The following is a 25,656-nucleotide window of genomic DNA, read 5'->3' on the forward strand; positions in this document are numbered from 1 at the left end:
GACCTAGGCCGAAGGCGCATCACGATCCAGCCGTCCCGATGCCGCACAGGAATTCGGTGAGGTCCGGCGCGTGGTGGTGAACATGCGCCCCCGGCGCCCGTCGTGGCGCGACATGAATCGTGGCGAGCCCCATGTCATGCGGGACCAACAGGTTACGTGGCGTGTCCTCGAACATCGCCGTCCGCTCCGGCCGCAGCCCGTCGGTCGCGAAAACCCGTTCATATGCCGCCCGCTCCGGCTTCGGGATGTGACCGGCATGTTCGATGCCATGGATTTCGTCCCAAAGCCCTTCCAAACCGCGCGCCGCGAGCACCGCACGCGCATAAGGGGCCGTGCCGTTCGTATAGATGACCTTGCGGCCCGGCAGCGCGGAAATCGCGGCGGCAAGGCCCGGATCCGGCGCAAGAACGGAGAAATCGACGTCGTGTACATCCGCGAGGAACGGTCCCGGATCCTCGCCGTGTTCGCGCATCAGCCCCGCAAGGGTCGTCCCGTGATCGTGCCACCACCGCGCGCGCAACCGATCGGCCTCCTCGACCGACACATCGAGCTTGCGCACGATCCATTTGACCATCCGCGCCTCGATCTGCGGAAACAGGGGCGTCGTTGGCGGGTAAAGCGTCTCGTCCAGATCGAAGACCCAGGTTTCGATGCGCGCGAAGGGCATGGCGGTTCCGTCCAGTCGAAGCGTCGCCTGTGTCGCGATGCGGGGGCAGGGCGTCAAGCCGTGGCATTGGGCCCCGCAGCCCCTCATGGCGACGGATCGGCCGCGACGAAATGAGGACGGCCGCACATTCTTGCCTGCGCCGTTCCCGACTGCGCCTGCTTGGCCGCGTGTTGAATGCAGCAACCGGGCTCGCTACCGTGCAATGTCGCCGCTAAAGGAGGATCGATGGCCCAGAAGGACGCACATGCGCTGATCCTCGACGCGATCGACATGGGGGCCTTCCGGCCCGGTGACCGGCTGGTGGAAAGCGAACTGGCCGACCGCTTCGGCGTCTCGCGCACACCGGTTCGCGAGGCGTTGCAGCGGCTTGAGACGCAGGGCGTCCTGACGCGCGATGGCCGCTCCCTGATGGTGGCGGCGCTGGATCACGACCAGATGGCCGAACTCTATGCCGTCCGCACGGAACTCGAGGCTCTCGCGGCAAGGCTCGCCGCCCGGCATGCCGCGCGTGAGGAGATTTCGGTCCTGCGGCAGATGGTCGAGGAGGATCATGCCCTTCTGAGCGATGCCACCGCACTCGCCCGCGCGAACCGGCGCTTCCACGGCCAGATCCACCTCGCATCGCACAACCGCTATCTCGTGCAGCAACTCGGAATGGTGCGGCGATCCATGGCTCTCATGGCGACGACCTCGCTTGCCGTGGCAGGGCGCGGCGCGGCAGCTCTCGAGGAGCATCGCGAGATCGTGGAGGCAATCGCGCGGCGCGACGGCGAAGCGGCGGCTGATGCCCTGCGCGCTCATCTGAGCCTCGCCTTCGAGACCCGCCTGCGTGAGGAGGCGCGAAGCCTCTGATCCTCCGCCCCGTCGGGCAATCGTCAGGCAGGGTGCGAGGACCGCAGCGAGGGATTGTCGTCGGCCGCAGCCAGCAGCTTTTCCAGCGACGAAATTCCCGCCCCGTCCGTTCCACCGAACGCACCGTGCGTCGTCTTGTCCCAGTGAAACGGCCGCGCCACCAACTCCAGCAAGGCCTTCAGGACCGCGAGCGTGGCCAAGGGGAAGTAAAGCTCCAGCGTCGGGATCCAGCGCCGCAACCGCCGGTGGTGGGCCGCGGAGCATCCGATCGCCGTCACCGTCATCGAGATTGCGGTCGCGCTCAGGACAAGGACGCCCAGCCACATCGGTCCGCGACCCGGCAGCCAATCGAGAATCGGATGATGGATGCCGAACGGAATGATGGCCATCGACCACAGGACCGGGATGAGCAGCGGGCTCAGGACGGAGCCGAGGAAGAGGAGATGGAAGCCGAAGAACCGCCGCGTTCCCAGGTCGCGCCACAGCCGTATGGGCCTGCGGGAATGCACGGCCCACGTCATGATATAGCCCTTCACCCAGCGGGACCGCTGCTTGATCCACGCACCGGGGGACGCATTCGCCTCCTCCAGCGTCGTCGTCTCGATGATTTCGGTGCGGTAGCCGCGACGCGCAAGGCGCACGCCCAGATCGGCATCCTCGGTGACGTTGTGGGCGTCCCAGCCTCCGACCTCCTCCAGCGCTTCCCGCCGGAAAAACAGTGTCGTGCCACCCAAAGGCACGACCAGCCCGAGCCGCGCGATACCCGGCAGAACCAGCCGGAACCAGTTTGCGTATTCGATGGTGAAGCAGCGCGACATCCAGTTTCGCGTCGGGTTGTAGTAATCGAGCCGCCCCTGCAGGCAGACAACGTCCTCGGGGGCGGTCTGGAACCGGCGGGTCACCGCGAGGATCTGGTCGGGCGCGGGAGCGTCCTCGGCGTCGTAGATGCCCACAATCGCGCCGCGCGTGAAGTTCAACGCATAGTTCATCGCCCGTGGCTTCGTCCGGGGTTGCCCGTCAGGGACCGGAATCACCCGCATCCAGCGCGGCAGTTCGGACGCGGCGAGCGCATCGAGCGTCTGCGTGTCGTCCTCCTCCACCACGAGACAGATATCGAGCAATTCGCGCGGGTAATCGATGCGCGACAGCCGCTCGGTCAGCGGCCCGGCGATCTCCGGTTCGCGGTGGAGCGGGACGAGGATTGAAACACACGGAAGTTTTCTGTCGACTTCCTCGCTCGGGCGGCCCGAGCGGAATCCGTACGGTCTGCGCCGCATCGCAAGCGCCGCTGCGATGCGCAGACCGAGATTCGCTGCCATGACCAGCAGGCCGACCGCCGTGGCCACGCGCAGCGTCGAGACTGGCCAGAGCAGCGCCGTCGCCGCGATGGCCATCACCAGTAGCGCCAGCGCCGCCGCCCCGGTGCGCGACCGCCACCTGCGACAGGAGATCGCGTCCGGCACCCGCGATTCGGCTTCGCGCGCGAGCGATTGGCCGTGGATTTCATGCAGACGCGCCTCGATCGCCGCATCCGTGACGACGGCGAACAACGCATCGCGGAATTCCGGCGGCAGCGTCTCGCGCAGGTCGTCGATCATCTCGGGCCGCGACGTCGCGATCAGCGGACGCCCCCCGACCCGCCGCCACGGCAATGCGCGATAGGTCATCGCCATCGAGACCGGCATGCGGCGCGCCATCGCGTCGTCGGTCGCCGATCCCCGCGGCGCCGGACCGGCCAGCCCCATGCCGCGCTGCTGCCCCAGCGCCTCGGCCAAGGTGCTCTCCGTCACCATGCCCCGCCGCACGAGGACATCGCCCAGACGCGCCGAAAGTCGCCGTTGCAGGACCAAGGCGCGGGCGAGGTCGGAAGCCGTTATCGCCCCCATCTCCAGCAGAACCTGACCGAGTTTCGGCCGGCGGACATAGGGCCTGCGACGGAAACCGGGCCCCGCCGGCACCTGTGCGGGGGCGGGCGCCGCCTCTGGGGCCTGCACAAGCCGTTTCGGCCGCTTGGGAAAGTCGAGAACGCGGGACGGGTCCGCACGGTCCGGCAGAACCGGACGGCGGGGGCGGACGGGTTCGGCCGGCACGGCATTCGATCGGGAGGGAATAGAAGCCATGGCCGTTCTCGCTTTGCGGACGGCCAGACGATTGCCTGACGTTTATTAACAGAGGGTTAACGCCCTGACCGCTGCGCCATGGCTGTGGCAAATTCGTTAAAGAGATACGCGCTGTCCTGCGGTCCCGGGCTCGCCTCCGGATGGTACTGTACCGAAAAGACCGGCCGTCCCGAAAGGCGGATGCCGCAATTCGACCCGTCGAACAGCGAGACATGCGTCTCCTCCACGCCGGCCGGCAATGTCTGCGCATCGACGGTGAACCCGTGGTTCATCGACGTGATCTCGACCTTGCCGTCGCGATGCCGCTTGACCGGATGATTCGCCCCGTGATGGCCGTGGTTCATCTTCACCGTCCGCGCACCCAGCGCCATGGCGAGCATCTGGTGCCCGAGGCAGATCCCGAAGACCGGCAGGCCCGAATCCACGACCTCCCGGATGGCGGGCACGGCATATTCGCCCGTTGCCGCCGGATCGCCCGGCCCGTTCGACAGGAACAGCCCGTCCGGGTTCAACGCCAGCACGTCTTCCGCCGTCGCCGTGGCGGGCAAAACCGTCACGTCGCAGCCCGTCGAGGCGAGCGACCGCAGGATGTTGCGCTTGGCACCGTAATCGATGGCGACGACCTTGTGACGCGACTCGCCAAGGATGCCGTACCCGGTAGGCCAGGCCCATTTCGTCTGATCCCAGCGATAGGACTGCGCGCATGTCACGTCGCGCGCGAGGTCCATGCCCGTCAGCCCGCGGAACGCACGTGCCTGCGCAACCAGCGCCTCGATGTCGAAATTCCCCTCCGGATCGTAGGACAACGCGACATGCGGCGCCCCCTGCTGGCGGATCGCGCGCGTCAGGCGTCGCGTATCGACCCCGCCCATGCCGATCCGTCCGCGCGAGGCGAGCCACGTCTCCAGCGCCTGCGCCGCGCGCCAGTTCGACGGCTCCGTCGGGTCCCACTTCACGATCATGCCGGCGGCGACCGGATCGGCACTTTCGTCGTCGTCGGGGGTGACGCCGGTATTGCCGATATGCGGGAAAGTGAAGGTGACGATCTGCGCCGCATAGGACGGATCGGTCATGATCTCCTGATACCCGGTCATCGCCGTGTTGAAGCACAGTTCCGCCACCGCGGTTCCGGTGGCGCCGAAGCCGCGGCCCATGAATATGGTCCCGTCGGCGAGGGCGAGGCAGGCGGTCGGTTTCACGGGCATGGGGGCCTCCGGGCGCAGGGTTCGGGGCAAAGTCACGGGCTTCTAGGGAGGTGGCGCGGGCCCGTCAATGATCGACCCGCGCGGTTGGCCGCACGATCGGGCCGGTGCGGAACCGTTTGCCCGGCGGACGCGGTTGCCCTATAGCCCCCGCCTCAGGAAACGGACGGGACGGACCAGATGGATCTGCGGGACCGATTGAGCACGCGCCTCAAGGAGGCGATGCGCGACAAGGACCAGAAGCGTGTCGGCACGCTGCGCCTCATCAACGCGGCGATCAAGGACCAGGATATCGCGCTGCGCACCGAGGGCCGCACCGTCGGCGACGCCGAGGCGGCCGCGATCATGGCGAAGATGGTCAAGCAGCGGCAGGAGAGCGCGCGCGCCTACGAGGAGGGCGGCCGGCTCGAACTGGCGGAGGAGGAGATGGCGGAAATCGGCATCATCGAGGAATTCCTGCCCCGCAAGCTGTCGGACACGGAAGTCGACGCCGCCGTCGATGACGCCATCTCTCGAACGGGCGCGACCTCGGTGCGCGATATGGGCCGCGTGATGGGCGAGCTGAAGACGAAGTATCCCGGCCGGATCGACTTCGGCGCGGTCGGCCCGATGGTGAAGGCCCGGCTCGCCTGATCGCGCGCCCGTGACGCGCGTGCCCGCTGCGCTTTGGGTGCTTGAACGGGCGCGCAGGGGCGGGCATCTGTGTGTCTGGATGGAGGTGGGCGCATGGCTCTGGCCGCACGGCAGCAAGTGACCTATTGGGGCGTGGCGGCGGCGCTGTTTCTCGTCGTGCTCTGGTATCTCGGCCACGTTCTGCTGCCGTTTCTCGTGGGCGGCGCGATCGCCTACATCCTCGATCCGCTCGCCGACCGGCTGGAGCGGATCGGCATGCCGCGCGTGGCCGCCACGGCGATCATCACGATCCTCGGGGTCGCGCTCCTGCTTCTGGCCATCGGGTTCCTGATCCCGATGCTGGTGAAGCAGATCAACGCGCTGGTGGCGGCGGCGCCGGATTACTTCTTCTCGCTGCGCAGCTGGCTTGTCGTGCGCTTTCCCGCCGCGGTCGGCGAGGGGGGCATCGTGCAGACCGGTCTCGCCGATCTGGGCGAGGCGATCCGCGCGCGGGGCGGGTCGCTCGCGCAAGGCCTCGTGGCGGGGGTGTTCGGCGTGGTCAACGCGCTAGTCTTCATCGTCGTGGTGCCGGTCGTGGCATTCTACATGCTCCTTGGATGGGACCGGATGGTCGCACGCATCGACGACTTGCTGCCGCGCGACCATGCCGACACGATCCGCCGCCTCGCCTCCGAGATCGACACCACGCTGGCCAGCTTCGTGCGCGGGCAGCTGACGGTCTGTCTGATCCTCGGCACGTTCTACTCGGTCGGGCTGATGCTCGTGGGGCTTCAGTTCGGGCTCGTGGTCGGGGCGGTGGCCGGGCTCATCACTTTCATTCCCTATGTCGGCGCCCTGGTGGGCGGAACGCTCGCGATCGGGCTGTCGCTGTTCCAGTTCTGGGGTTCGGGGATCGAATCGACCGACTGGACCTCCATCGCCCTCGTCGCCGCGATCTTCGCGGCGGGGCAGTTTCTGGAGGGCAACGTGCTGACCCCCAAGCTCGTGGGCGACAGCGTCGGGCTCCATCCGGTCTGGCTTCTCTTCGCGCTCTCGGCATTCGGCACGATTTACGGCTTTCTGGGCATGCTCGTGGCCGTGCCCGTGGCCGCCGCCCTCGGCGTGGTCGCGCGGTTTCTCGTGGCGGAATACAAGGCGAGCCTGCTCTACAAGGGCACCGATCCGCCACCGGATGCGCGTCTGGGCGCCGAGCCGCTCACCGCGCCCACCGACGCCGCCGCCGAGTAGCCGATGCCGCAGCTTTCCATTTCCCTGCCCCGGCTCGATGCGAGGGGGCGCGAGGACTTCATGATCTCGGGCTCGAACGCGACGGCGGTCGGACTGCTCGACGCGTTTCCCGACTGGCCCGGCGGGCGCCTTGCGCTGGTCGGGCCGGAGGCGTCGGGCAAGTCGCATCTCACCGCCATGTGGGCGGGCGAGACGGGCGCGCGGGTCGTGGCCGCCCGCGACCTGCGCGCCGCCGACGCGCCCATGCTGGCCGAGGCACCGGTCGCGGTCGAGGATGTCGATGGCGGCACGCTCGACGAGGAGGCGCTGTTCCACCTGTGGAATGCCTGTGCGACGGCGGGGAACGGCCTGCTCCTCACGGGGCGGGCGGCGCCGTCGGACTGGCCGGTCCGGCTGCCCGACCTGCGCAGCCGTCTCTCGTCGCTGACGCCTGCGCGGATCGACGACCCGGACGATGCGCTTCTGTCGGTCGTGCTGCTCAAGCTCTTCGCCGACCGGCAGCTTTCGGTGAAGCCGGCGCTGATCGGATACCTCCTGCCGCGAATGGAACGGAGCGCCGCCGCCGCCGCCGCTCTCGTCGCGCGGCTTGATGCGGAATCGCTTGCGCGCGGAGAGCCGATCGGCACGGCGCTGGCGCGCGATCTGCTGGATGGCTGACGCAATTACCCATGGGTAATTCTCACAACGCCCTGATTTCGTGGGATTCCATTTTGGGGGTTACCCGCATCATCCCTGCGGGGGGCGCTTCTGGACACCTGCGCGCACTGCGCCTAGCGTGTCATCTCCCCGACACAGATGCCCGGTAGTCCGCCCGCCATGACCGAACCCGTCCCCGCCGTCGACTTCCTGCACGCCCCGCTGCCCGAGCCCGTCGCGCTCGACGAGGAGCGGATGTACAGTCCCAAGCGGTTCTTCAACCGGGAGCGGAGCTGGCTTTCCTTCAATTCGCGCGTGCTGGAGGAGGCGGAGAACCCGCGTGTGCCGCTGCTGGAGCGGCTGCGCTTCCTGTCGATCTCAGCAGCCAATCTCGATGAGTTCTATACCGTCCGTGTCGCCGGTCTGCGGGAGCTGGCGCGGGCGGGCCACCGGACGCCGGCCGCCGACGGTCGCACGCCCGCCGAACAGCTCGTGATGATCGACGCCGATTCCGGGCGCCTGCTGGAGCGGCAGCAATCGGTGTGGAAATCGCTCAAGCCCGAGATGGAGCGGCAGGGGATCTGCCTGCTCAGCCCCGGCGACCTGGACAAGCAGGAGCGTGCCGCCCTGGCGGAGCGGTTCCTCGCGGAAATCTTCCCCATCGTCTCGCCGCTGGCCATCGACCCCGCGCATCCGTTTCCGTTCCTGCCCAACGAGGGCTTTGCCCTGGCCGTGGAGCTGGAGCGTGCGACCGACCGCCGCACGCTGCGCGCGCTCCTGCCGATCCCCGCGCAGGTGCCGCGTTTCCTGCGGCTGGCCGACGAGGACGGCGAAGCCGGCAAGCGCATCCGCTTCCTGCCCCTCGAATCGCTGCTGCTGATGCAGATCGACGCGCTGTTTCCGGGCTACGCGCTCAAGGGCTCCTGCGCGTTCCGGGTCTTGCGCGACAGCGATCTGGAGGTCGAGGAGGAGGCCGAGGATCTCGTGCGGGAATTCGAGACCGCGCTGAAGCGTCGCCGGCGCGGCGAGATCATCCGCATGAAGATCACCGCCAATGCCCCCGCCGGCCTGCGCCGCATCATCATCGAGGAGATCGGCGTCGACGAGAACGAGGTGATCGAGGTGGACGGCCTCGTGGGGCTTGCCTCGCTCAAGGAACTGGTCACCGACGACCGCAAGGATCTCCTGTGGTCGGCCTTCACGCCGCGCATCCCCGAGCGTGTGCAGGACCACGGAGGCGACATGTTCGCCGCCATCCGCCAGAAAGACATGCTGCTGCATCACCCCTACGAGACGTTCGACATGGTGATCCGCTTCCTGCAGCAGGCCGCCAACGATCCCAACGTCCTCGCCATCAAGCAGACGCTCTACCGCACGTCCGAGAACTCCCCCATCGTCTCCGCGCTCTGCGAGGCGGCCGAGGCGGGCAAGCAGGTGACCGCGCTGGTGGAGCTGAAGGCCCGGTTCGACGAGGCCGCCAATATCCGCCAGTCGCGCAGGCTGGAGCGCGCGGGCGCGCATGTGGTCTACGGCTTCACCCGGCTCAAGACCCACGCCAAGATCTCCACCGTCGTGCGGCGCGAGGGCGAGAAGCTGGTGACCTATACCCATTTCGGCACCGGCAATTACCACCCGATCACGGCGCGCATCTACACCGACCTGTCGCTGTTCACCTGCAACGCGGCGCTCGGGCAGGATGCGACCAAGGTGTTCAACTACATCTCCGGCTATGCGCCGCCCGCCGATCTGCGCGAGCTGGTCATCTCGCCGTCTCAGATGAAGGACCACCTTCTCGCCTCCATCGCGGCCGAGGTGGCGCATGCCAAAGCAGGGCGCCCGGCGGTGATCTGGGCCAAGGTCAATTCCCTGATCGAGCCCGACATGATCGACGCGCTCTATGCGGCCAGTCAGGCGGGCGTGCACATCGACCTGATCGTGCGTGGCATCTGCGGCCTGCGGCCCGGGGTGAGGGGGCTGTCGGAGACGATCCGGGTAAAATCGGTCGTCGGCCGCTTTCTCGAACATTCGCGCATCGTCTGCTTCGGCAACGGCGCGGGCCTGCCGTCGAAGAAGTCGCGCGTCTACATATCCTCGGCCGACTGGATGGGCCGGAACCTCAATCGCCGGGTCGAGACGCTGGTCGAATGCACCAACCCGACGGTGAAGGCGCAGATCGTCAGCCAGATCATGGCCGCCAATTTCGCCGACGTGGCGCAAAGCTGGATCCTCGGGCCCGAGGGCGAATGGACGCGTCCGGATTTCACCGCGCTGGAAAATCCGTTTTCCTGCCATCGCTTCTTCATGGAGAATCCGTCGCTGTCGGGGCGGGGCACGGCGGGGGCGAAGGACGTGCCCGAGCTGACCCACTCGGCGGAGTGAGGGCGGCCCCATACGCCGCAACGGACCTTGCGCCGGGTGATTGACCCTCCGCGCGCCCCCGTGCCAGACCTCGACACAATGGGCCGGGGAGAAACCAAGCATGATCAGTGATGTCGCCGCCGAGCCGGACGATTACGGACCATTCGGCGCACCGCTTTTCGACGGGCCGGAGGCGCGGGCGCTCCGGCGGGTGGGGGTGATCGACGTGGGGTCGAACTCCGTCCGTCTGGTGGTCTTCGACGGGGCGGCGCGGTCGCCCGCCTATTTCTACAACGAGAAAATCCTCTGCGGTCTCGGCGCGGGCATGGCCGAAAGCGGCCTGCTCAACCCGAAGGGACGGGGTCGCGCCATGGCGGCTTTGCGCCGGTTCGCGATCCTCGCGCGGGGGATGGAGGTGAATTCCCTCACCGCCGTCGCCACCGCCGCCGTGCGCGAGGCCGAGGATGGCCCCGCCTTCGAGGCGGAGGTCGAGGCGGAGACGGGGTTGAAGCTGTGGGTCATCGACGGCACGGAGGAGGCGCGCCTTTCGGGGCAGGGCGTGCTTCTGGGCTGGCCCGAGGCCGACGGATTGATGTGCGACATCGGCGGCTCGTCCATGGAACTGGCGGAGCTGTCCGGGGGAAAGGTCGGCGCGACCGTTTCGGGCAAGCTCGGCCCGCTGAAGTTGCAGGGGAGCGGGGGCAAGGGCGCGCGCCGCAAGGAAATCGACGCGGGCGTGGCCGAAATGGCCCGGGCGCTCGGCCGCGACCGCTACGATCAGCTCTACCTCGTCGGCGGATCCTGGCGGGCGATTGCGCGGGTGGACATGGAGCGGCGGGGCTATCCGCTCCACGTGCTGCACGAATACACGATGACGCCCAAGGATTTGCGCGCGACCATCGATTACATCGCGGAATCCGACCTCAACGAACTCGGGGCGCGGTCGGGGACGAGTGCCGCGCGCATGTCATTGGTGCCGATCGCATCGGAGGTTCTGGCGCGTGTGGTCAAGACATTTCGCCCGAAGGAGATCGCGGTTTCCTCCTACGGCATCCGCGAGGGCCTGCTCTACGAGCGGATGCCCGATGTGCTGCGTGCGCGCGATCCTCTGGTCGAAAGCGCCCGCGCGTCGGAGGCCGCCTCGGCCCGCCTGCCGGGCTTCGGGCGAGTACTCTACAAGTTCGTGCAGCCGCTCTTCTCGCGCGCGACCGACCGGCGGCGGCGTCTGATCCGGGCGTGTTGCCTGCTGCACGACGTGTCGTGGCGCGCGCATCCCGATTACCGCGCGGAAATCTGCTTCGATAACGCGACGCGGGCCAATCTGGGCGGGTTGACCCATTCGGAGCGTGTGTTTCTCGGCCTCGCGCTCTTGCACCGCTACAAGAACAAGCGCGAGGGCACGCCGTTCGAGGCCCTGGCCCCGCTCCTGTCGGACGGCGACACCGCCGAGGCGGAGGTGGTCGGAAAGGCGATGCGTCTGGGTGCGATGTTCTCGGCGCAGGATCCGGCGCTGATGGGGTCGCTGAAGCTGTATCCGAAGAAGGGCTTGCTGGAACTGACGCTGGCGGCGGGCGATGGCGAGGCGCTTTATGGCGAGGTGGCCGAGGCGCGGTTCCGCTCGCTTGCCCAGAGTCTCGGGGCGCAGCCGACGGTGCGGATCAAGCGCAAGTAGCGGTGCGGGCGATCACGCACGGCTTGTCCCCGACCGAGGTGCATGCAAAGCACACATTCCATGACCCCCCGTGATGCGTGAGATGATCCGATGCGCCTGACCCGCTACTTCCTGCCCGTCCTCAAGGAGACACCGGCCGACGCGCAGATCCCGAGCCATCGGCTGATGCTGCGCGCCGGGATGATCCGGCAATCCGCGGCGGGGATCTATTCGTGGCTGCCATTCGGCTACCGCGTGTTGCAGCGCATCGAGCGGATCGTCCACGAGGAGCAGCAGCGCGCGGGCCACATCCCGATGCTGATGCCGACGCTGCAATCGGCGGATCTGTGGAAGCAGTCGGGCCGCTACGACGCCTACGGTCCCGAGATGCTGCGCATCACCGACCGGCACGACCGGGAGATGCTCTACGGCCCGACGAACGAGGAGATGATCACCGACATCGTCGCGAACTACGTCACCTCCTACAAGGCGCTGCCGCTGACGCTCTACCACATCCAGTGGAAGTTCCGCGACGAGGTCCGCCCGCGCTTCGGCGTGATGCGCGGGCGCGAATTCCTGATGAAGGACGGCTACAATTTCGACCTGACGAAGGAGGCGGCGCTGCACGCCTACAATCGCCACCTCGTCAGCTACCTGCGCACCTATGAGCGGATGGGCCTTCAGGCGATCCCCATGCGCGCGGATAGCGGACCGATCGGCGGCGATTACACGCACGAATTCCTCGTGCTGGCCGAAACCGGCGAGAGCGAGGTTTTCTACGACTCCGAGATTACCGACCTGCGCTTCGGCGACCGCGCCATCGATTACGACAACGAGGCGCAGTGTCAGGCCGTGCTTTCGGAATTCACCTCGCGCTATGCCCGCACCGACGAAACCCACGACGAGGCGGCCTTCGACGAGGTGCCCGAGGCGCGCCGCCGCACGGCCCGCGGCATTGAAGTGGGGCAGATCTTCTATTTCGGCACCGACTACTCCGAAAAGCTCGGCGCCTTCGTGCAGAACGAGGCGGGCGCGCGGGTGCCGCTTCACATGGGCTCCCACGGGATCGGAGTCTCGCGGCTTCTGGGCGCGATCATCGAGGCGAGCCATGACGACAAGGGCATCATCTGGCCCGAGGGCGTCGCGCCGTTCGAGGTGGGCCTCGTCAACCTGCGCCAGGGGGATGCCTCCACCGATTCCGCCTGTGAGGGGATCCTGCGCGAGCTTGAGGCCAAGGGCCTGTCGGTCCTTTATGACGACCGCGACGAGCGGGCGGGCGGCAAGTTCGCCACAATGGACCTGATCGGCTTGCCGTGGCGGATCACGGTGGGGCCGCGCGGTCTGGCAAACGGCATGGTGGAGCTGACCTCCCGCCGCACCGGCGAGAGCGAAGAGATGACTCCGGAATGGGCGATCAAGCGGCTGTCCGAGATCTACGCCCCGCATCACGCCGCCGCGCTGGCGATCTGAGCGATGTTCCAACGCTTCGAGTGGATGATCGCGTGGCGCTACCTGCGGGCACGCCGCTCGGAGGGGGGGATCAGCGTGATGACGTGGATCAGCCTGCTGGGCATCGCGCTGGCGGTCTTCGCGCTGATCGCGACGCTCGCCGTGCGGTCGGGCTTCCGGTACGAATTCGTGGACACGATCGTCGGTGCGAACCCGCATCTGACGGTCTACAGCTACGGCGAAACGCTCCCCGACGGGCGTCAGACCGGCACGATCGCCGATTACGCCGCGATGACGGAGCGTCTGGCCGCGGTGGAGAACGTGACCCATGCCGCGCCGGTCGTCGTGGGTCAGGTGATGGCCACCGCCAATGGCCGCAATGCCGGGCTCGAGGTCATCGGCATCCGCCCCGAGGACCTTGCCGCGATCCCGCGCATCGCCACGCCCGAGAATGCCGAAGGGTCCCTCGACGCGTTCGAGGGTGGCATCGCGCTGGGCTGGCACGCGGCGCGCGATCTGGGGGTCGGGGCGGGCGATACCGTGCGGCTGATCTCGCCCGACGGGGTGCGGACGGCCTTTGGCACCTCACCCCGCATCAAGGCCTATCCGGTCACTTACGTGTTTCAGGTCGGCCGCTACGATATCGACAAGATCCGCGCCTACATGCCGCTGGCGGAAGCGCAAAGCTACTTCAACCGCCCCGAAGTGGCCGACGCGATCCACGTCACTATCGCCGACCCCGAGGCCACCGACGCGGCCGCCGGACCGCTTATGCAGGCCGCCGGGCCGGACGCCTATCTCTGGACCTGGCAGCAGAGCGCGGGCGGCTTCCTGCGCGCGCTCGAGATGGAGGACAACATCATGTTCGTCATCCTCTCGATCCTCGTCCTGATCGCCACGCTCAACATCACGAGCGGATTGGTGATGCTGGTCAAGAACAAGGGCCGCGATATCGGCATCCTGCGGACGATGGGCCTGTCGGAGGGGACGATCCTGCGGGTCTTCTTCCTGTGCGGCGCGTCGATCGGCGTGGTCGGAACGGCCATCGGCGTGGTGCTTGGGTGCCTCTTCGCGATCTATATCGACCCGATCTTCTCCTTCGTGAACTATGTCGCGGGCGGCGGTGTGTGGGATCCGTCGATTCGCTACATCTCCGCCCTGCCTGCGCGGCTGGAAGTCGGTGACGTGGTGTCGGCCGTGGCGCTGTCGCTTGCACTGTCCTTCGCGGTCACGATCTTTCCGGCGCGGCGCGCGGCCCGGATGAACCCGGTCGAGGCGTTGCGCTATGAGTGAGATGCTGCGCCTCGACGGGATCGAGAAGGGCTACCACCTCGGACAGCCGGGCGAGATTCGCGTGCTCAACGGCGCGGATCTGACGCTGTCCGCCGGCGAGATCTGCGCGCTCGTGGCGCCGTCGGGGGCGGGCAAGTCGACGCTCCTGCACATTGCGGGCCTGCTGGACACGCCCGATGCGGGAACTGTCACCTTGGACGGCGACGACCTGACGGGGCAGGGCGACCGCGCCCGGACCCGCGCGAGGCGGCAGCGGATCGGCTTCGTCTATCAATTCCACCACCTGTTGCCGGAATTCACCGCCGCCGAGAACATCGTTTTGCCGCAGCTTGCCAACGGCATCGCCCAAGGCGACGCGCGGGCGCGGGCGGAGATGCTGCTGGATCGCGTGGGGCTGACGCACCGCGCCGATCACCGCCCGGCCGAGATGTCGGGGGGCGAGCAGCAGCGCACGGCGTTCTGTCGCGCGCTGGCCAATGGGCCTCGGCTTCTGCTGGCGGATGAGCCGACGGGCAACCTCGATCCGGGCACCTCCGACACGGTATTCGGCGCGCTGGTCGGGCTGGTGCGGGAGACGGGGATGGCCGCCCTGATCGCGACGCACAACCTGGAACTGGCTGCGCGGATGGACCGCGTCGTGCGGCTTGAGGGCGGCGTGCTGGTCTAGCCGGCGAAGGCCGCGATGCGGTCGAAGGCGCGACGCCGCATCTCCGGATCTCCCATCAGGACCTCGTGACGCGCGCCGGGCACGATTTCCAGCGTGCTTTGCGGCCACGACGCCATCCGCACATGGATCGCGTCGGGGTCGACGATGTCCTCGTCGTCGCCAAGGAATGTCAGGCAGGGCAGGTCCGGCGCCGCCTCGCGCGCGCTGCGGTGCATCTCCCGGAACGCCGCCAGAACCCAGGCCAGCGACGGCCCCCCGAGCGCAAGCTGCGGATGTACCGTGATCTGCCGCTTCATCCACGCGAACATCTTCGGATCGGTCGTCAGCAGGTTGCCTTCGAACGGCGCGGCGGCCGGGTCGGCGACCTTGCCCGAGCGCGGTGCCGCTGATTCTCCCAGCCCGATTGCCGAGGCCGCCGCGCTTACCGTCCAGCCCAGAAACCGTCTGTGCGGTGCCAGCGGCAGGCCCCACATCGGTGCGGAAAACACCGCGCGGGAGAACAGGTTCGGGCGCCGCTTGAGCGTTCGGAACCCGATCATTCCGCCCATCGAATGGCCCAGCAGGATCCAGGGGCGCGGCATGTCCTCAGCCTCGCAAAGCTCGACAAAAGCGTCAACGTCGCGCTGGAAGTCCCGGAAATTGTTGACGTGGCCGACGCGCGGATCGCGCTCCGGCCGAGGCGACAGGCCTTGCCCGCGCCAATCCACCGCGGCCGAGGCGAAGCCGCGATCCGCCAGCTCCCGCGCGGCGTCGGAATATTTTTCCACGTATTCCGTCCGCCCCTGCATCAGCAGGACGGTCCCGCACGCATCCGCACGGGGCCACAGCACGGCGCGCAGGCGCATGCCGTCGGAGGCGCGGATCCAGACGGCCTTCTCTCCGGGCGGGCCGGCCGCGACCTCCGCATGATAGGGCGCGGCCTCGTGCGTGATGTCGAGATCCTTCAGGACAGCGCCGCGCCCAGCTTCATCGCGGTGCCCATGTCGCCGTCGACCTTCAGCTTGCCCGACATGAAGGCCGCCGTCGGGTTCACGTCGCCCTCGAGGATGCCGCGGAACGTGTCCGCGTCGGCGGTCATCGTGCATTCCGTCTCCTCGTCCCCCTCGCGGACGCCGGCTTCGTCGACGATGATCGTTCCCTCGTTCTCGATCACGAACTTGACGCTGCCGTCGAAGGTGCCCACCTTCTGCGAAAGCTGCGTGACGGCCTCTTTGGTGATGTCGCTCATGGAAATCCTCGCTATCTGATCGCCGCAACGGCGAATGGGGGTACGGACAGGATGGTTGACCTTCGCGTCACGCTCAAGGCCCTGATCTTCGCGATGGCCTGCGGTTACGCCACGTCCCCTGCCGCGCAGATGCCGCTGCCGGAGGAGGGACCGGTGGTCGCGCCCGACGTGCTGGAGCGGGATGCGGATGCGTTGCTCAATCGTCTCGGCACGCTGACCTCCGAGGCCGACGCCGCCGAGGCCGACCGCCTCGCGCAGGAGATCCAGGAGCGCTGGACCCATTCCGGCAGTGCCACGATCGATCTCCTCCTGCGGCGCGGGCAGGAGGCCATCGGCGAGGGCGACTATGCCCGCGCCATCGCGCATCTCACCGCGCTGACCGACCATGCGCCGCGCTTTGCCGAGGGCTGGAACCAGCGCGCGACCGCGTTCTTCATGGATGACCGCTACGGTGAGGCGCTGTCGGATATCGAGCAGGTCCTGATCCTTGAGCCGCGCCATTTCGGGGCGCTCGCGGGTCTGGGGATCATCATGGAAAGCCTGGGCGAGACGGAGGCCGCGTTGCGGGCCTTCCGCGCGGCCAGCGACGTCTATCCGGTCGAGGAGAACGTGGGCGCGGCCCTTGAGCGGCTGGAACAGAGCACCGGCGAACGGGACATCTGAATGACCGGTGAACCCGGCCGGATCACGGCGGTCCTCGGACCGACCAATACCGGCAAGACGCATTACGCCATCGAGCGGATGCTGGCGCATCGCACCGGCATCATCGGCCTGCCGCTGCGCCTTCTGGCGCGGGAGGTGTATGACAGGATCGTCGCCCTGCGCGGGCCGGCCGCATGCGCGCTGGTCACCGGGGAGGAGCGGATCGTCGGCGCCCGCGCGACCTGGTGGGTCTGCACCGTCGAGGCAATGCCGCAGGGGATGGGCACGGATTTCGTGGCCATCGACGAGATCCAGCTTTGTGCCGATCCGGATCGCGGGCACGTCTTCACCGACCGTCTTCTCAACATGCGCGGCCTGCACGAGACGCTGTTCATGGGCTCCGACACGATGCGCCCCGCGATTGCGCATCTTGTCCCGCGGGCGCAGTTCGCCCGGCGGGAGCGGTTCTCGGACCTCACCTATACCGGGCCCAAGAAGATCAGCCGCATGCCCGGCCGCACCGCCATCGTCGGCTTCAGCGTCGAGAACGTCTACACGATCGCGGAGCTTCTGCGCCGCCAGAAAGGGGGCGCCGCCGTGGTCATGGGCGCGCTGAGCCCGCGCACCCGCAACGCTCAGGTCGAGATGTACCAGAACGGCGATGTCGATTACCTCGTGGCGACCGACGCGATCGGGATGGGACTCAACCTCGACATCAAGCACGTCGCGTTTTCCGCCACCGCCAAGTTCGACGGCCGCCGCATCCGTCCCCTCATGCCGCACGAACTGGCGCAGATCGCGGGGCGGGCGGGGCGCTACATGCAGCCCGGCACGTTCGGCGTCACCGGCGAGGCGTCGCCGCTCGACGAGGATATTGTCGACGCGATCCAGAACCACCGCTTCAAGCCGATCGACCGGCTTTCCTGGCGCAACGACCGGCTCGATTTCGGCACGCCGGATGCACTGATCGCCTCGCTCGAGGCGCCGTCGCCGGAGCGGAGCCTGACCCGCGGGCGCGAGGCCGACGATCTCTCCGCGCTCAAGACGCTGAACGCGCTGGAGGCCGTCGCCGTCCGCCTGCGCGATGCCCGCGACACGCGGCTTTTGTGGGACGTCTGCCGCATTCCCGACTTCCAGGGCATCTCCCACGCGGAGCATGCGAACCTGCTTCAGCGGATTTTCGCCTTCCTGCACGATGACGGTCGGGTCGATACGGATTGGTTCGCGCGGCAGGTCAAACGCATCGACAAGACGCACGGAGACATCGACGCGTTGTCGAAACGGCTGGCCTATATCCGCACCTGGACCTATGTGGCGCAGCGCAAGGGGTGGGTGGACGACGCGGCCCATTGGCGCGAAGCCACTCGCGCGGTAGAAGATCGCCTGTCGGATGCGCTGCATCAGGCATTGACGAACAGGTTCGTGGACCGGCGGACGAGCGTGCTGCTGCGGCGGCTGAAGATGAAGGAGGGCCTCTTGGCCGAGATCGACGACAAGGGACAGGTTCGCGTCGAGGGCGAGGTCCTCGGCCGGCTCGAAGGCTTCCGCTTTCACCAGACGGGGACGACGTCCCCCGACGAGGCGAAGACGGTGCGGCAGGCGGCGACACAGGCGTTGCGCCCCGAGTTCCACCTGCGCGCCGACCGCTTCTACAACGCACCCGATACCGAGATGGACTTCACGGAGCAGGGTGGCCTGATGTGGGGCGATCAGGCCGTCGGCAAGCTGGTCAAGGGCTCCGAGCCGTTGAAGCCCGCCGTGGAGCCGTTCGTGGACGAGGATGCCGGCCCCGAGGTTCAGCAGAAGGTGGCCCGCCGCCTGCAGCATTTCGTGGATCGCAAGGTCAACGCCGCCTTCGAGCCGCTGCTCGGCATGGCGAAGGACGAGGCGTTGACCGGCCTCGCGCGCGGTTTCGCGTTCCGGTTGATGGAGAGTTTCGGCATCCTGCCGCGTGGCGACGTCGCGCAGGAAGTGCGCGATCTCGATCAGGATGCACGCGGACAGCTGCGGCGCCATGGCGTCCGGTTCGGGCAGTTCACGATCTTTCAGCCGCTCCTGCTCAAGCCCGCGCCGACGCGCCTGCGTCTGGTGCTCTGGGCGCTCGATCGGGGTCTGGACGAATTTCCGGAGGCGCCGCCGCCCGGCCTCGTCACCTTGCCCGCCACCGAGATGCCGGCGGGCTACTACGCGATGGCGGGTTACCGCGCCGCGGGCGCGCGCGCGATCCGTATCGACATGCTGGAGCGGCTTGCCGACCTGCTGCGCCCCGCCGATAGCCGTGCAGGGTTCGAGGCGACGCCGGACATGCTGTCGATCACGGGCATGACGCTCGAACAGTTCGCCGATCTGATGGGTGGCCTCGGCTACAATGCCGAGCGGGCCGAGCGGCCGAAAGTCCGTGCCGCCGAGCCGCCGAAGAAGGCGCTGCCCGCCGCGCCCGAGGAAGCGCCGACCGACATGGCGGCCGATGCGGCGCCGTCCGAGCCTGCGGAGACGCCGAGCGAAACACACGATGCGCCGGGCGAGGAGAAGCTCGCGGATCGGTCCGGCACCGAGGCTCCGGCCGGCTCCGCCGAGGAGATCGCAGCCTCCGCCGCCGATGCCGCGCGTGAGGTGGAGGCAGAAGCGCCGCCCGCCGCGCCTGAGGGAGAGCCGGAAACGGAGGCGTTCTACACCTTCACCTGGGCCCCCAAGCGCCAGAGCCGCGGTCCGCGCCGTGAGGGCGGTGAGCGTCAGGGCAATCGCCCGCCGCGCAAGGGCAAGCCGAAAGGCAAAGCGGCAGGCAAGCCGGATGGCGGCAAGCCCCGCGGCGGCCAGACCTTCGAGGCGAAGCCGAAGCGGGGGACAAAGATCGATCCCGACAATCCGTTTGCCGCGCTTGCCGCGCTCAAGGACAAGTGAGCGAGCCCGATAGCGGACCTGCCCGACAGCGGCTCGACAAGTGGCTATGGCATGCGCGTTTCTTCAAGACGCGCACGCTTGCCGCGAAGGTTGTGACCGAGGGACGCGTGCGCTTGGGTGGCGAGAAGGTCGTCAAACCGGCGCAACCCGTGGGTGCCGGCGACGTTCTGACCTTTCCCGCAGGCGAGCGCGTCCGCGTGGTCGAGATCAAGGCCATCCTCGACCGGCGGGGCCCCGCATCCGAGGCGCAGGCCGCGTATGACGACCATTCGCCCGCGCCCGTTCCCCGGGTCGGGCCGCGACCGACGGGGCGGGATCGCCGGCGTCTGGATGCGGCCCGCGACGACAGTTGACTTGTGTGCTGCTGCTTCCGGTGTCGGTGATCTTGCCACGTGCCGCCTTCGGGGAACGCTTCTGTGGCAGGTCTGCCGCAGCGTAAGACATCTCCCCGCGCCTTGAACCGTCGGGGCGGGAGGGATAAGTCGCCTCCGACTCGACCGAAGGGACGTGCCTTGTGACCTATATCGTCAACGACGCCTGCATCGCCTGCAAATATACCGACTGCGTCGAGGTCTGCCCCGTGGATTGCTTCTACGAGGGTGAGAACATGCTCGTCATCCATCCCGACGAGTGCATCGATTGCGGCGTCTGCGAGCCGGAATGCCCCGCCGACGCGATTCGCCCCGACACCGAGCCGGATACGGAGCAGTGGGTGGAGTTCAACCGCAAGTATTCCGAGATCTGGCCGGTGATCGTCACCAAGAAGGATCCCCTCCCCAATGCGGAGGAGATGGACGGAAAGCCCGGGAAGATGGACCTTTTCTCCGAGGCGCCGGGCGAGGGCGGCTGAGCGCGGCCACACCTTGATGGGTCAGCCTTGATGACGCTTCCGCCGGGGGCGTTTTTGTGATATATGTCTTCGATAGCCCGGCATTTTGCCGCGTCATCCCCGCCGTGTGCCGACCCCTTCGGCCCGGATCCCAAGCGTAAGGACGCCCGACCCCGGATGCGCCGGAGCCGGACGTTCCCGTCGGCCGTGCGCACCGTCCGACGCGCAGAGAAACAAGAGGATTTTCATGTCCAAGAAGCCTGAGTTCCGCCCGAATGACTTCGTGGTTTATCCCGCCCATGGCGTCGGCCAGATCGTTTCCATCGAGCAACAGGAGGTCGCGGGCCTCCAGCTGGAGCTCTTCGTCATCGCCTTTGCCAAGGACAAGATGACGCTGCGCGTGCCGACTAACAAGGCGACCGATGTGGGCATGCGTTCGCTCAGCTCGCCCGAGATCGTCACCAAGGCCATGGCCACGCTCAAGGGCAAGGCCCGGGTCAAGCGGGCCATGTGGTCCCGCCGGGCGCAGGAATACGAAGCCAAGATCAATTCCGGCGATCTGATCGCGATTGCCGAAGTGGTGCGCGATCTGCACCGCAACGATGAGCAGCGCGAGCAATCCTATTCGGAGCGGCAGCTTTACGAGGCCGCGCTGGATCGCCTGACGCGGGAATTGGCTGCGGTTAACGACATTGATGAAGACGGCGCGCTGAAGGCTGTCGACGAGATCCTGATGTCGCGCGCGGCCTGACGGTTTGACCGTTTTACTGCGAAAGGCGCCCGTCGGGGCGCCTTTCTTCGTTTCAGGGGCGGGCCGGTAACTACTCCCACCACGGGTCGATCCGCGCGATTTCCTCGTCGGACCATCCGAAATGATGTGCAAATTCGTGGACCATCACATGCGTCACGAGGTCGGCCAAGGTCACGTTGTCGCGCGTTGCCAATTCGTCCAGGATCGGCTGGCGGAACAACGTGACGGTCGAGGGAGGATCGGGCCAATCCGCTGACCGTTCCGTCAGCGGCACACCTTCGTAGAGCCCGGTCAGATCGTGAGCGTCGGGGATATCCATCTCGTCCAGAAGCTCCGGCGACGGCCAATCCTCCACCACGAGGCGTACTTCGCGCGCGAGCCCCGCGAACGGCGCCGGCAGCGTGTCGCGCGCCGCTTCGGCCAAGCGTGCGATTTCGTCGATGTCGGGCGCCGTGTCGGTCATGCGATCTCGCGCACGCCGTTTGGGTTTTCCAGCGTCGCGGTGATCCTGCGTGGACCTTCGGCAAGCACGATGCGCGGATCGTCCGTCAGGCTCGCCACGATCGGCGCGAGCGCGGGCGCCCCGGGATGCGACAGTTCGAGCCGGGTCAACCGCAGGCCCACATCCGTGAATGTGGGCGGCGGCGTGTCCCACTGCATCAAGGCCGGAAAACAGCCGTCGAACGGCAGAACCCCGTCCTCCGGCACCGCCATGCGCCAGCGATACGGCCCCCGCTCCACTGCGACCGGTCGGCCCGCTTCGGGCAGACGCGTGCACAGTCCGTCGAGATCGTCCGTCCGCAGGATCCAGTTGCCGATGCGCGGCGGCCCCACGCGGCGGTCGAGGTCGAACCAGCGCGGCCGGTCCGGCGGCGGCGCGTCGGGATTGACGGCGATGACCTCCATGTATTCGCCGTCACCCAAGCCGCTCAGGCGGTTATGGGTGCCCATGAGCGCGTGTTCGCCACCCGAATCCATTTCGTGCCCGAGGTGACGGCGGACATGCGCGACACCCGCATCGAGCGTTGCGGCGGCGACGGCGAAGTGGTCAAAGACTTGCATGGGCGGAGAGGCTAGTCTCACAGCGCTGAAGGCGCAATCGCGTCTCGCCTGCCATGCGGCGCGCGACGGCGTCGGGCTCAAGGCGCGTGCCGCCGCTGCGACCCGTCTCTATGCCCGGCTGATGAACCTGCGGGGCCGGACCGTCGCGGGCTACCTTCCCATCGGGTCCGAGGCCGATCCGCGCGGGACGATGCGCGCGCTCTGTCGCGACAACCGCATCTGCGTTCCCGTCGTCACCGCCAAGGGGGCGCCGCTGAGGTTTCGCGAATGGGCGCCGGGCTGCGCGCTCGAGACGGGGGCGTTCGGCGTCTCCATTCCTGTCGATGGTGGCTGGCGGGTGCCGGACGTGCTGATCGTGCCGATGCTCGGCTTCGACGCCGGCGGGGGGCGGCTGGGCTATGGGGGCGGCTTCTACGACCGGACGCTGGCCGGCCTGCGCGGGGCGCTGGTGGTGGGGCTCGCGCTTGAGGCGCAGCGGATGGATGCCGTGCCGCAGGAGCGCACGGATGTGCGCCTGCCCTGGATCGTGACGGAAGCGGGGGTTTTCGGCGACGAGACGCTGCGCTAATCCGCAATCATCCCGGGAGGTGCACCATGACCGACACGTTCGACCGTTCCATCAAGATCGCCCCGTCGATCCTGGCCGCCGATTTCGCGGCTCTCGGCGCGGAATGCGAGGCCGTCTGTGCGCAGGGGGCGGACTGGATCCACGTGGACGTGATGGATGGACATTTCGTGCCCAACATCTCCTTCGGACCCGGCATGTGCGCGGCGCTTCGTTCGCATGTGAAGACGGTCATGGACGTGCACCTGATGATCGCGCCGGTGGACAGGTACATCACCGCCTTTGCCGAGGCCGGAGCGGATTTCATCACCGCGCATCTCGAGGCGGGGCCGCATATCCACCGCACGCTGCAGGCGATTCGCGGGGCCGGCGCCAAGGCCGGTCTGGCGCTGAACCCGGGCACGCCGGCCGAGGCGGTTGCGCCGGTGCTCGACGAGGTGGACCTGATCTGCGTGATGACGGTCAATCCGGGCTTTGGCGGGCAATCCTTTCTTGAGGGGCAGGTCGCCAAGATCCGGCGCCTGCGCGAGATGATCGGCGACCGGCCCGTCCATCTGGAGGTCGATGGCGGCGTCGATCCGACCACCGCGCAGCGGGTCGTTGCGGCCGGGGCCGATGTTCTGGTGGCCGGATCGGCGGTGTTCCGCGGAGGATCGATCGCCGACCCCGCTCCTTACGGCGAGAACATCCGTGCCATCAGAAGCGCGGCGGGGGCGCCGGACGGCGCCTGAACCACAAGGCCCGAACAAACGGCGTGCGAGGCCGCGTCGCCCGTGCAGAAGCCCGATGATGCTTCGGGTGCCGACGCGCTGCGGATTTCGGGGGCGAAGGAGGGCACGGGTGCGACGGGAATGAGCGCCGCCGCCATCAGCAGGGCAAGGCCGCTATAGACGATGGTTTCCCCGAACGTGGTGCGAGGCGCGGGCGGGATGAGAAATGGGTCGGGCATGATCGGCCCTCCTGTCGGATGCGGTGTTCCACCGCGGACGGGGCGGGCGGAATGTCCACCCCGAAGGACCGGGATTCTCCCGGCCACAGGTTTTGTGGCGCCGAACGCGGCGCAGGCGTCACAGGCGCAGGAAGAAGTCGTCCCGCTTGGTCCAGTAGGCCATCAGATCGGCCATGCTGACCTCGCCATCGCGTTCGAGGCGATCGATATCCATCGACAGAAGCAGCGCGAGACGCCGTGCCGTTCGCGCCTCGTTGGTGGGGCCACCGTCGCGCTGGATTTCGCCATCCATGTCCCGGGCGGCGGCGAGGAGCGCGGCCTCGAGCGCGCGGGCCGCCATGTCCGGATGTGCCGCCGCAATGTCGCGCACGAGGGTGCGGTAGCCGTCGGGCGTGGCGTGAAGCGCCACCAGAACCGTTTCCTTGATCTGTTCGTCTTCCATGCACCCTCCGGTCGTCGCGGTCGGTATGCAGGGCAGGAGTGAATCCAATCTGAATCGCCGCCATGCGGGTCCCTGCGGAATATACACGTTTTCTCGACAATTCGCGCGATCGGGCGGGGTGCGACGCCGCGCGGCCTTCCAATCCGGATGGCGCGGTGCCATCTCGCCGGATGCAAGCACCTGAGGGGGCCGGAAACATGGACATGCGCGTCAAGACGACCATCATTGCGGCCGCCGTCGCGGTGTTCGCGCTCGGGGCGGGCGTGGGACTGCGGCAGATGATGGAGGGCGGCACGTCCTTCGCGACCGGCGCGCAGGTCGCCACCCCGCTGGGCGAGCCGTTCGAGCTGGTCGACCATGACGGCGAGGTCATCACCGAGGCCGCGTTCACCGGTCGGCCGAGCCTGCTGTTCTTCGGCTTCACGCATTGTCCCGAGGTCTGCCCGACGACCATCTACGACATGGAAAGCTGGCTGGACGATCTCGGCATCGGGGACGAGGTCGGCGCCTATTTCATCACCGTCGATCCGGAGCGGGATACGCCGGAATTCCTGCGCGATTACCTGGAGCCGCAAAGCGACCGGATCGTCGGGATTACCGGCGCGCCCGAGGCGGTCTGGGACATGGCACGATCCTGGCGCGTCTATTGGCAGAAGCGGCCGCTGGGCGAGGGGGATTACACGCTCGACCATTTCGCGTCGGTCTTCGTGCTCAACGAGGACGGGGCGGTCGTCGATCTGATCTCTTACGGTGAGGATTCCAAGAGCGCGAAGGCCAAGATTGCGGCGGTATTGGGCTAGGCGCGGCCGGGCTTCGCCCCTCGGGTCGGGCAATTACCCATGGGTAATTGGCGTAGCGGGTTGATTTCGAATAACTAAAAAACGGAGTCCGTTCATCTGCCACACTACACGACAGGGTGCTGGCTGAGGGCGGCTGGATGGATTCAACTGGACGACTCCGACCAAGGAAACGTCCGATGCTTCACCACGCCATCTCCGCCCTCACGAATATCCTGCGTCCAGATCTCGACTTGAGCAAGAGCCGTCTGGAGACGCTTTGCATGATCGTCATCGGCATGGTCAGCGCGCGCAGCGTGAACCTCGGCCATCTTGCCTGCGAACGACCGGGATCGGCCCTGACCTCGTCGACATACCGTCGGTTGCAACGCTTCTTCCAGCACGTCCATCTCGACGAGGACTGGTCGCTCCCGCTTCTGGTCCGGCTGTTGGGCCTGAACAAATCGTGGCTGCTCGCGCTCGACCGCACCAACTGGCAGATCGGCAAGACCGAGGTGAACTTTCTCGTGCTCGCAGTCGTCACCCGTCGTTTCCGCGTCCCCCTGGTCTGGAGCCTGATCGAAGGCCGCGGGTGTTCCGACACCGACATGCGCATCGCCCTGATGGAGCGATATCTCGCGAATTTTCCCGCGACGACCATCCGTCTGCTGCTTGCCGATCGCGAGTTTGTCGGCGCAGGATGGATGGAATTTCTTAGTAAAAACAATATCCCCTTTGCTATCCGCGTAAGGGAAA

27 protein-coding genes are annotated in these 25,656 nt (G+C 67.5%); 18 read left to right on the forward strand and 9 right to left on the reverse strand.

From position 1 onward, the window contains the following. Positions 1-19 precede the first annotated feature (19 nt). The gene (locus JSE7799_RS19235; RefSeq protein ID WP_055665054.1) at positions 20-667 is read right to left on the reverse strand and encodes a pyrimidine 5'-nucleotidase; all 648 of its coding nucleotides are present in this window, start codon (positions 665-667) and stop codon (positions 20-22) included. A gap of 225 nt (positions 668-892) precedes the next feature. Here JSE7799_RS19235 and JSE7799_RS19240 point away from each other — a divergent pair, with 225 nt between their 5' ends. After that, complete coding sequence (locus tag JSE7799_RS19240) at positions 893-1,519, forward strand: GntR family transcriptional regulator (protein ID WP_055665055.1); 627 nt, start codon at positions 893-895, stop codon at positions 1,517-1,519. Between the two features lie 23 nt (positions 1,520-1,542). On the opposite strand, the gene JSE7799_RS19245 is transcribed toward JSE7799_RS19240, so the two are convergent. Together JSE7799_RS19245 and carA are read right to left on the reverse strand one after the other, a co-directional pair. Then, positions 1,543-3,639, reverse strand: a complete 2,097-nt coding sequence (locus JSE7799_RS19245; RefSeq protein WP_055665056.1) for a glycosyltransferase — start codon at positions 3,637-3,639, stop codon at positions 1,543-1,545. Positions 3,640-3,695: 56 nt separating this feature from the next. Then, positions 3,696-4,844 (reverse strand): glutamine-hydrolyzing carbamoyl-phosphate synthase small subunit, encoded by a 1,149-nt coding sequence (gene carA, locus JSE7799_RS19250; RefSeq protein WP_055665057.1) that lies wholly within the window; start codon positions 4,842-4,844, stop codon positions 3,696-3,698. Between the two features lie 177 nt (positions 4,845-5,021). Here carA and JSE7799_RS19255 point away from each other — a divergent pair, with 177 nt between their 5' ends. The 8 genes from JSE7799_RS19255 to JSE7799_RS19290 all read left to right on the forward strand — a co-directional run bounded on the left by JSE7799_RS19255 (position 5,022) and on the right by JSE7799_RS19290 (position 14,755). Next, complete coding sequence (locus tag JSE7799_RS19255; protein ID WP_055665058.1) at positions 5,022-5,474, forward strand: GatB/YqeY domain-containing protein; 453 nt, start codon at positions 5,022-5,024, stop codon at positions 5,472-5,474. A gap of 93 nt (positions 5,475-5,567) precedes the next feature. Further along, positions 5,568-6,701 carry an AI-2E family transporter gene (locus tag JSE7799_RS19260; RefSeq protein WP_055665059.1) on the forward strand — a complete coding sequence of 378 codons (1,134 nt, stop codon included), beginning with the start codon at positions 5,568-5,570 and terminating at the stop codon, positions 6,699-6,701. Positions 6,702-6,704: 3 nt separating this feature from the next. Next, on the forward strand, positions 6,705-7,358 hold the full coding sequence (locus JSE7799_RS19265) for a P-loop NTPase family protein (RefSeq protein ID WP_055665060.1): 654 nt from the start codon (positions 6,705-6,707) through the stop codon (positions 7,356-7,358). A gap of 159 nt (positions 7,359-7,517) precedes the next feature. Continuing rightward, entirely contained in the window at positions 7,518-9,716 is a 2,199-nt protein-coding gene (locus JSE7799_RS19270) for an RNA degradosome polyphosphate kinase (protein WP_055665061.1), read from the forward strand. A 100-nt stretch (positions 9,717-9,816) separates the two neighbouring features. Next, on the forward strand, positions 9,817-11,367 hold the full coding sequence (locus JSE7799_RS19275; protein WP_144431825.1) for a Ppx/GppA family phosphatase: 1,551 nt from the start codon (positions 9,817-9,819) through the stop codon (positions 11,365-11,367). Positions 11,368-11,457: 90 nt separating this feature from the next. Continuing rightward, positions 11,458-12,816: a proline--tRNA ligase gene (gene proS / locus JSE7799_RS19280; protein ID WP_055665062.1), complete on the forward strand. Its 1,359-nt coding sequence runs from the start codon at positions 11,458-11,460 to the stop codon at positions 12,814-12,816. Positions 12,817-12,819: 3 nt separating this feature from the next. After that, on the forward strand, positions 12,820-14,088 hold the full coding sequence (locus tag JSE7799_RS19285; protein WP_055665063.1) for a lipoprotein-releasing ABC transporter permease subunit: 1,269 nt from the start codon (positions 12,820-12,822) through the stop codon (positions 14,086-14,088). Further along, positions 14,081-14,755, forward strand: coding sequence for an ABC transporter ATP-binding protein (locus JSE7799_RS19290; RefSeq protein ID WP_055665064.1), 675 nt, complete (start codon positions 14,081-14,083; stop codon positions 14,753-14,755). Before JSE7799_RS19285 ends, JSE7799_RS19290 begins: the two co-directional genes overlap by 8 nt. On the opposite strand, the gene JSE7799_RS19295 is transcribed toward JSE7799_RS19290, so the two are convergent. Then, positions 14,752-15,600 carry an alpha/beta fold hydrolase gene (locus JSE7799_RS19295; RefSeq protein ID WP_055665065.1) on the reverse strand — a complete coding sequence of 283 codons (849 nt, stop codon included), beginning with the start codon at positions 15,598-15,600 and terminating at the stop codon, positions 14,752-14,754. The two genes, JSE7799_RS19290 and JSE7799_RS19295, sit on opposite strands and share 4 nt — an antisense overlap. Before the next feature lie 98 nt (positions 15,601-15,698). Beyond that, entirely contained in the window at positions 15,699-15,983 is a 285-nt protein-coding gene (locus JSE7799_RS19300) for an SCP2 sterol-binding domain-containing protein (protein ID WP_055665066.1), read from the reverse strand. Between the two features lie 51 nt (positions 15,984-16,034). Here JSE7799_RS19300 and JSE7799_RS19305 point away from each other — a divergent pair, with 51 nt between their 5' ends. The 5 genes from JSE7799_RS19305 to JSE7799_RS19325 all read left to right on the forward strand — a co-directional run bounded on the left by JSE7799_RS19305 (position 16,035) and on the right by JSE7799_RS19325 (position 21,106). Further along, the gene (locus JSE7799_RS19305) at positions 16,035-16,646 is read left to right on the forward strand and encodes a tetratricopeptide repeat protein (protein WP_245624942.1); all 612 of its coding nucleotides are present in this window, start codon (positions 16,035-16,037) and stop codon (positions 16,644-16,646) included. Further along, positions 16,647-19,526, forward strand: coding sequence for a helicase-related protein (locus tag JSE7799_RS19310; protein ID WP_055665067.1), 2,880 nt, complete (start codon positions 16,647-16,649; stop codon positions 19,524-19,526). Continuing rightward, on the forward strand, positions 19,523-19,879 hold the full coding sequence (locus JSE7799_RS19315) for an RNA-binding S4 domain-containing protein (RefSeq protein WP_055665068.1): 357 nt from the start codon (positions 19,523-19,525) through the stop codon (positions 19,877-19,879). The genes JSE7799_RS19310 and JSE7799_RS19315 overlap by 4 nt, the downstream gene beginning before the upstream one ends. 161 nt (positions 19,880-20,040) lie before the next feature. Then, a complete protein-coding gene (gene fdxA / locus JSE7799_RS19320) occupies positions 20,041-20,376 on the forward strand; it encodes a ferredoxin FdxA (protein WP_055665069.1) in 336 nt (111 codons plus the stop codon). Between the two features lie 220 nt (positions 20,377-20,596). Further along, a complete protein-coding gene (locus JSE7799_RS19325; protein ID WP_144431828.1) occupies positions 20,597-21,106 on the forward strand; it encodes a CarD family transcriptional regulator in 510 nt (169 codons plus the stop codon). A gap of 70 nt (positions 21,107-21,176) precedes the next feature. Here JSE7799_RS19325 and JSE7799_RS19330 read toward each other — a convergent pair whose 3' ends face one another. Then, positions 21,177-21,569 carry a metallopeptidase family protein gene (locus tag JSE7799_RS19330; protein ID WP_055665071.1) on the reverse strand — a complete coding sequence of 131 codons (393 nt, stop codon included), beginning with the start codon at positions 21,567-21,569 and terminating at the stop codon, positions 21,177-21,179. Next, a complete protein-coding gene (locus JSE7799_RS19335) occupies positions 21,566-22,168 on the reverse strand; it encodes a VOC family protein (protein ID WP_055665072.1) in 603 nt (200 codons plus the stop codon). The genes JSE7799_RS19330 and JSE7799_RS19335 overlap by 4 nt, the downstream gene beginning before the upstream one ends. Between JSE7799_RS19335 and JSE7799_RS19340 the strand changes: the two genes are divergently transcribed. Further along, positions 22,167-22,736, forward strand: a complete 570-nt coding sequence (locus JSE7799_RS19340; protein ID WP_055665073.1) for a 5-formyltetrahydrofolate cyclo-ligase — start codon at positions 22,167-22,169, stop codon at positions 22,734-22,736. The genes JSE7799_RS19335 and JSE7799_RS19340 overlap by 2 nt on opposite strands. A 26-nt stretch (positions 22,737-22,762) precedes the next feature. After that, positions 22,763-23,464: a ribulose-phosphate 3-epimerase gene (rpe, locus tag JSE7799_RS19345; RefSeq protein WP_055665074.1), complete on the forward strand. Its 702-nt coding sequence runs from the start codon at positions 22,763-22,765 to the stop codon at positions 23,462-23,464. Here rpe and JSE7799_RS19350 read toward each other — a convergent pair. Both JSE7799_RS19350 and JSE7799_RS19355 read right to left on the reverse strand, forming a co-directional pair. After that, entirely contained in the window at positions 23,407-23,682 is a 276-nt protein-coding gene (locus tag JSE7799_RS19350; protein ID WP_055665075.1) for a hypothetical protein, read from the reverse strand. The two genes, rpe and JSE7799_RS19350, sit on opposite strands and share 58 nt — an antisense overlap. Positions 23,683-23,800: 118 nt before the next feature. Continuing rightward, on the reverse strand, positions 23,801-24,124 hold the full coding sequence (locus tag JSE7799_RS19355) for a hypothetical protein (protein ID WP_055665076.1): 324 nt from the start codon (positions 24,122-24,124) through the stop codon (positions 23,801-23,803). Positions 24,125-24,321: 197 nt separating this feature from the next. Between JSE7799_RS19355 and JSE7799_RS19360 the strand changes: the two genes are divergently transcribed. Together JSE7799_RS19360 and JSE7799_RS19365 are read left to right on the forward strand one after the other, a co-directional pair. Further along, positions 24,322-24,924, forward strand: coding sequence for an SCO family protein (locus JSE7799_RS19360; protein WP_222101826.1), 603 nt, complete (start codon positions 24,322-24,324; stop codon positions 24,922-24,924). Positions 24,925-25,100: 176 nt separating this feature from the next. Continuing rightward, positions 25,101-25,656, forward strand: a 556-nt coding sequence (locus JSE7799_RS19365) for a transposase family protein (RefSeq protein ID WP_503089895.1), incomplete at its 3' end; no start/stop codon positions are given.

Origin of the sequence: Jannaschia seosinensis (assembly GCF_001408515.1) — a bacterium.
Lineage (GTDB): Bacteria > Pseudomonadota > Alphaproteobacteria > Rhodobacterales > Rhodobacteraceae > Jannaschia > Jannaschia seosinensis.

What these genes read in the sequence shown, in the direction of transcription:
- JSE7799_RS19235 (WP_055665054.1), bottom strand. Translation starts at nt 667, where the DNA reads ATGCCCTTCGCGCGCATCGAAACCTGGGTCTTCGATCTGGACGAGACG.
- JSE7799_RS19240 (WP_055665055.1), top strand. Translation starts at nt 893, where the DNA reads ATGGCCCAGAAGGACGCACATGCGCTGATCCTCGACGCGATCGACATG.
- JSE7799_RS19245 (WP_055665056.1), bottom strand. Translation starts at nt 3,639, where the DNA reads ATGGCTTCTATTCCCTCCCGATCGAATGCCGTGCCGGCCGAACCCGTC.
- carA (WP_055665057.1), bottom strand. Translation starts at nt 4,844, where the DNA reads ATGCCCGTGAAACCGACCGCCTGCCTCGCCCTCGCCGACGGGACCATA.
- JSE7799_RS19255 (WP_055665058.1), top strand. Translation starts at nt 5,022, where the DNA reads ATGGATCTGCGGGACCGATTGAGCACGCGCCTCAAGGAGGCGATGCGC.
- JSE7799_RS19260 (WP_055665059.1), top strand. Translation starts at nt 5,568, where the DNA reads ATGGCTCTGGCCGCACGGCAGCAAGTGACCTATTGGGGCGTGGCGGCG.
- JSE7799_RS19265 (WP_055665060.1), top strand. Translation starts at nt 6,705, where the DNA reads ATGCCGCAGCTTTCCATTTCCCTGCCCCGGCTCGATGCGAGGGGGCGC.
- JSE7799_RS19270 (WP_055665061.1), top strand. Translation starts at nt 7,518, where the DNA reads ATGACCGAACCCGTCCCCGCCGTCGACTTCCTGCACGCCCCGCTGCCC.
- JSE7799_RS19275 (WP_144431825.1), top strand. Translation starts at nt 9,817, where the DNA reads ATGATCAGTGATGTCGCCGCCGAGCCGGACGATTACGGACCATTCGGC.
- proS (WP_055665062.1), top strand. Translation starts at nt 11,458, where the DNA reads ATGCGCCTGACCCGCTACTTCCTGCCCGTCCTCAAGGAGACACCGGCC.
- JSE7799_RS19285 (WP_055665063.1), top strand. Translation starts at nt 12,820, where the DNA reads ATGTTCCAACGCTTCGAGTGGATGATCGCGTGGCGCTACCTGCGGGCA.
- JSE7799_RS19290 (WP_055665064.1), top strand. Translation starts at nt 14,081, where the DNA reads ATGAGTGAGATGCTGCGCCTCGACGGGATCGAGAAGGGCTACCACCTC.
- JSE7799_RS19295 (WP_055665065.1), bottom strand. Translation starts at nt 15,600, where the DNA reads ATGCGCCTGCGCGCCGTGCTGTGGCCCCGTGCGGATGCGTGCGGGACC.
- JSE7799_RS19300 (WP_055665066.1), bottom strand. Translation starts at nt 15,983, where the DNA reads ATGAGCGACATCACCAAAGAGGCCGTCACGCAGCTTTCGCAGAAGGTG.
- JSE7799_RS19305 (WP_245624942.1), top strand. Translation starts at nt 16,035, where the DNA reads ATGGTTGACCTTCGCGTCACGCTCAAGGCCCTGATCTTCGCGATGGCC.
- JSE7799_RS19310 (WP_055665067.1), top strand. Translation starts at nt 16,647, where the DNA reads ATGACCGGTGAACCCGGCCGGATCACGGCGGTCCTCGGACCGACCAAT.
- JSE7799_RS19330 (WP_055665071.1), bottom strand. Translation starts at nt 21,569, where the DNA reads ATGACCGACACGGCGCCCGACATCGACGAAATCGCACGCTTGGCCGAA.
- JSE7799_RS19340 (WP_055665073.1), top strand. Translation starts at nt 22,167, where the DNA reads ATGGGCGGAGAGGCTAGTCTCACAGCGCTGAAGGCGCAATCGCGTCTC.
- JSE7799_RS19335 (WP_055665072.1), bottom strand. Translation starts at nt 22,168, where the DNA reads ATGCAAGTCTTTGACCACTTCGCCGTCGCCGCCGCAACGCTCGATGCG.
- rpe (WP_055665074.1), top strand. Translation starts at nt 22,763, where the DNA reads ATGACCGACACGTTCGACCGTTCCATCAAGATCGCCCCGTCGATCCTG.
- JSE7799_RS19350 (WP_055665075.1), bottom strand. Translation starts at nt 23,682, where the DNA reads ATGCCCGACCCATTTCTCATCCCGCCCGCGCCTCGCACCACGTTCGGG.
- JSE7799_RS19355 (WP_055665076.1), bottom strand. Translation starts at nt 24,124, where the DNA reads ATGGAAGACGAACAGATCAAGGAAACGGTTCTGGTGGCGCTTCACGCC.
- JSE7799_RS19360 (WP_222101826.1), top strand. Translation starts at nt 24,322, where the DNA reads ATGGACATGCGCGTCAAGACGACCATCATTGCGGCCGCCGTCGCGGTG.